Source organism: Motilibacter deserti (genome assembly GCF_011250635.1).
Taxonomy (GTDB): Bacteria; Actinomycetota; Actinomycetes; order Motilibacterales; family Motilibacteraceae; genus Motilibacter_A; species Motilibacter_A deserti.
Genome location: NZ_JAANNP010000197.1, coordinates 1 through 2,220 on the forward strand (window position 1 = coordinate 1; position 2,220 = coordinate 2,220).

The 2,220-nt window shown below is 72.5% G+C and carries 3 protein-coding genes and 2 tRNA genes; all 5 read left to right on the forward strand.

Features of this window, described 5'->3' with window-relative positions:
• On the forward strand, window positions 1-1,271 hold a 1,271-nt coding region (locus tag G9H71_RS22295), incomplete at its 5' end, for a DNA gyrase C-terminal beta-propeller domain-containing protein (protein WP_331273199.1).
• Entirely contained in the window at window positions 1,268-1,789 is a 522-nt protein-coding gene (locus tag G9H71_RS24245) for a DUF3566 domain-containing protein (RefSeq protein WP_166284951.1), read from the forward strand. The genes G9H71_RS22295 and G9H71_RS24245, both read left to right, overlap by 4 nt.
• A gap of 80 nt (window positions 1,790-1,869) precedes the next feature.
• Window positions 1,870-1,943 (forward strand) — tRNA-Ile (locus tag G9H71_RS22305).
• 51 nt (window positions 1,944-1,994) lie between these two features.
• Window positions 1,995-2,114, forward strand: coding sequence for a DLW-39 family protein (locus G9H71_RS24250; protein WP_331273200.1), 120 nt, complete (start codon window positions 1,995-1,997; stop codon window positions 2,112-2,114).
• Window positions 2,115-2,143: 29 nt separating this feature from the next.
• Window positions 2,144-2,216 (forward strand) — tRNA-Ala (locus G9H71_RS22310).
• Window positions 2,217-2,220 lie beyond the last annotated feature (4 nt).

The window sequence follows — 2,220 nt, forward strand, 5'->3', positions numbered from 1 at the left end:
ACGGCGACGAGCGGCGCACCCAGGTCGTGGCCGCCGAGGGCGAGATGTCCATGGAGGACCTCATCGCCGAGGAGCCAGTGGTCGTCACGATCACGCGCGGCGGCTACGCCAAGCGCACCCAGGTGCAGCTCTACCGCTCCCAGCGGCGCGGCGGCCGCGGCGTACGCGGTGCCCAGCTGCGCGAGGACGACATCGTCGAGCACTTCTTCGTGACGACGACCCACCACTGGATCCTGTTCTTCACCAACAAGGGCCGGGTCTACCGGGTGAAGGCCTACGAGCTGCCGGAGTCGGCGCGCGACGCCCGCGGCCAGCACGTGGCCAACCTGCTGGCCTTCCAGCCCGACGAGCGCATCGCCCAGGTCCTGGACCTGCGCGACTACGACGTGGCGCCCTACCTCGTGCTCGCGACCAAGTCCGGCATGGTGAAGAAGACCAAGCTGGGCGAGTACGACAGCCCGCGCGCCGGCGGCGTCATCGCGATCAACCTGCGCAGTGACGAGTCGGGAGACGACGAGCTCGTCAGCGCTGCGCTGGCCTCGGCCGACGACGACCTGCTGCTGGTCAGCCGTGGGGCGCAGGCCGTCCGCTTCCGCAACGAGGACGCGGCGCTGCGCCCGATGGGGCGAGCGACGAGCGGCGTCACGGGCATGCGCTTCCGCGAGGACGACGAGCTGCTCAGCATGTCCGTCGTCCGCGAGGGCGCCGACGCGTACGTCCTCACCGCCACCGAGGGCGGCTACGCCAAGCGCACCCCGGTCGCGGAGTACCGCGTCCAGGGCCGCGGCGGCCTCGGCCTGCGGGCGCACCGGGTCACCGAGGAGCGCGGCTCGCTCGTCGGCGCGCTGGTGGTGGACGAGACCGACGAGGTCTTCGCGATCACCAGCGGCGGCACCGTCATCCGCACCCGCATCGCCGACGTGCGCTCGACCGGGCGCGACTCGATGGGGGTCACGCTGGTCTCCCTCGGCAAGTCCGAGACCGTGCTCTCCATCGCCCGCAACGCGGAGGCGGAGGCCGAGGACGAAGAGGAGCTCGAGGCCGCGGTCGAGCGTGCCGAGGAGGAGGCCGGCACGGCCGGCGCAGCGCCGGCGCCTGCGGAGACGGGTGACGCCGACGCGTCCGCGACGCCTGGTGCGGCCGCGCAGGGTACGGTTGCCGATGGGGAGCCGGACACGGCTCCCGAGGACGCGGAGCCGGACACGGCAGCTTCCCGCAGTGACCAGCCGGCCGACTCGTCGGGCGCGCAGAGCGAGGACGGTGGGGAGTGAGCACCTCCGAGACCCGCTACTACGGCGGTGCCGCGGCACCGGGCGAGGCTCGGGACGCCCGGGAGCAGCAGCCCCGGCGCCCGATGGGCCTGCCGGGGCGCGGGGCGCGGCCGCAGCAGCCGCAGCCCGGACCGTCCGAGGCCAAGCCGGCCCGGCGCGCACGGCTGGTGCTGTCGCGGATCGACCCGTGGTCGGTCATGAAGCTCGCGGCGCTGTTCTCCGTCGCGCTCGGCATCATGCTGCTGGTCGCGGTCTTCGCCCTCTGGTCGGTCCTGGACCAGATGGGGGTCTTCGAGGCCGTCACGACCACGGTCGGCGACATCACCAGCGACTCCTCGGGCCAGGGCACGGACCTCACCGAGGCGCTGTCGCTGCAGCGGGTGATGCTCGGTGCGCTCGTGCTCGCCGTCGTCGACGCCGTGCTCCTCACCGCGCTGAGCACGATCGGCGCCTTCCTCTACAACGTCTCGGCGCGCCTGGTCGGTGGCCTGCACGTGACGCTCACCGAGGACAACTGACCCACCCGCGGGCGGGCTTCGGCCCGTGCCGCACCCCGTCCGGCGGCTCGGCTATCATTGCCAGGCGCCGTCGGGCGTACGGGCCTATAGCTCAGTTGGTTAGAGCGCTTCCCTGATAAGGAAGAGGTCACTGGTTCAAATCCAGTTAGGCCCACTCGGCTGCTCGCGCAGCTGCTGCCCCAGCTGCCTCCCCAGGGGGTCGGACGTGAAGAAGCTGTTGGTCGCCGCCGTCCTGGGCGTCGGCGGTGCGATCGCCGTCCGCAAGCTGCAGGCCGGCCGGGCCGAGCAGGATCTCTGGCGGGAGGCCACCGACCCCGTCGGCTGAGACGCCACGCGGCCCGGCCGCGTGTTCGAGGGGCCATAGCTCAACTGGCAGAGCACCGCCTTTGCAAGGCGGGGGTTCGGGGTTCGAGTCCCCGTGGCTCCACCCA